Genomic DNA, 1,925 nt, shown 5'->3' with positions numbered 1-1,925 from the left:
CGCGCACTACGGCCAGGCCCTTGATGAGGTCGCGCAGTCGCTCGCGAGCGGTGTCAAGATCCACGGGAGAGAAATTGGTGCTCATGGCGTCCAGCTTACGTGTCTGTGAGGGATTGGAAACGACCAAGGGCGATGCCGCTCGTCACCCTAGGCGGCCACCGGATTCGGTGAGGTAGCACTGCCCGCACAGCGATTCGTAGGTGACCTCGACGCCGTCGATGGCCACTTGGTCGCCCTCGAACACGAACTGCTCCCCCACCTTGCGGGTGTTGAACACCGCCTTGCGGCCGCAGCGGCAAATGGTCTTGAGCTCCTCCAGGGAATGAGCGAGCTCCATGAGGCGCGCCGAACCCGGGAAGGCCTGGGTGCGGAAGTCGGTGCGAATGCCGTAGGCCATCACCGGAACGTTGTGGAGCACGGCAATGCGCAGCAGGTCATCAACCTGGTCGGGATCGAGGAATTGCGCCTCGTCGATCAGCAGGCACGCGACGGGCTGGGCATCCACATGTTCGAGGAGTGCGTCGGGATCGTCGCCGGTTGCGTAGCGCTGGAAGAGCTCGAGCACGCTCGCACCGTGGGGGATCAGGAAGTCCACCGTGCGCGTGACACCTAAGCGGGACAGGATCTGATCCTCGCCCTTGGTGTCCACCTGGGGTTTGGCGAGCAGCACCCGCTGACCGCGTTCTTCGTAGTTGTAGGCCGCCTGCAGCAGACCCGTGGATTTTCCGGAGTTCATCGCGCCGTAGCGGAAGTAGAGCTTGGCCACGGTGGGACAGTCTATCGACAGTCGGGGCCGTCAAAACTCGGTCACCAAACCGTCCACCCGTGCCCGGTGCAGTACGTTAAGGTCACTGATGACCGCGAGGGTCCGGTGAACGGGCCCGCGGTTCGCGCCGGACAGCCAAGCAAGGACGTCATGACTCTTCCCACCTCACCCGAGTCCAGCCAGTCCGTCACGGAGCAGTTCCGTGCGGCGAGGGATCAGTTGCTGCGGTTGCGCACGGATCTTGACGCCGCGCACCGCGAGTTCGAGTGGCCCCGGTTCACGCACTTCAATTTTGCCCTCGACTGGTTCGACGCCCTCGGCCACGGCGAGGAAGCCGACCGCGAGGCCCTCGTGATCGTCGAGGAGGACGGCACCGAAACCCGCCGCACCTACCGCGACCTCTCCGCACGGTCCTCCCAGCTGGCCACGTGGTTGCGCGAGCAGGGTGTGCAGCGCGGTGACCGTGTACTCCTGATGCTGGGTAACCAGGTGGAACTGTGGGAAACCATGCTCGCGTGCACCAAGCTGGGCGCGCCCATGATCCCCACGACCGTCATGCTCGGCCCCGCTGACCTGCGTGATCGCGTGGAACGAGGCAACGTCACCTGGGTGGTCAGCTCCCACACCAACGCCCAGAAATTCGCCGAGGTCGCCGGGGACTTCACGATCATCGAGGTCGATGACCAGCCCGATCACCGCACGCCCGTTCCACCCTCGGTGCTGCCGAGCAATCCGGCCGCCCCGCCCTCTTCGCAGGCAGACACCACCCCGGCCGACGACGCCGCCGCTTCGCGCCCCGGGCGCTCCTCGAGCGTGGGTGAGCACCCGGTGATCCATTTCGCGGACTCGTATTCCGGCCCGGGTACCTTCGAGGTGCTGGAGCCCTCCCCCGCCGATGACCCCCTGCTGCTGTATTTCACCTCCGGCACCACATCCCTGCCCAAACTCGTGGAGCACACGAACATCACCTACCCCGTGGGTCATCTGTCCACCATGTACTGGATCGGCCTGGAACCCGGGGACGTGCACCTGAATGTGGCTTCCCCGGGGTGGGGCAAGCACGCGTGGTCGAACTTCTTCGCCCCATTCATTGCGGGTGCCACGGTGTTCCTCTACAACTACTCGCGCTTCGGCGCGGTTGCCCTGATGGACCAGATGG

The 1,925-nt window shown here is 65.1% G+C and carries 2 protein-coding genes; one reads left to right on the top strand and one right to left on the bottom strand.

Annotated features, from left to right (window positions below):
• Nucleotides 1–142: 142 nt before the first annotated feature.
• Nucleotides 143–766: a thymidine kinase gene (locus Q4E95_RS13325; protein ID WP_303383760.1), complete on the bottom strand. Its 624-nt coding sequence runs from the start codon at nt 764–766 to the stop codon at nt 143–145.
• Nucleotides 767–916: 150 nt separating this feature from the next.
• Here Q4E95_RS13325 and Q4E95_RS13320 point away from each other — a divergent pair.
• Nucleotides 917–1,925: AMP-binding protein (locus Q4E95_RS13320; RefSeq protein ID WP_303383759.1), on the top strand; the 1,009-nt coding region annotated here is incomplete at its 3' end.

Source organism: Kocuria sp. (assembly GCF_030536815.1).
In the GTDB taxonomy this organism is placed as follows: Bacteria; Actinomycetota; Actinomycetes; order Actinomycetales; family Micrococcaceae; genus Kocuria; species Kocuria gwangalliensis.
Note: the sequence above shows the minus strand (reverse complement) of the source record. Positions and strands in the feature narration are given on the sequence as shown.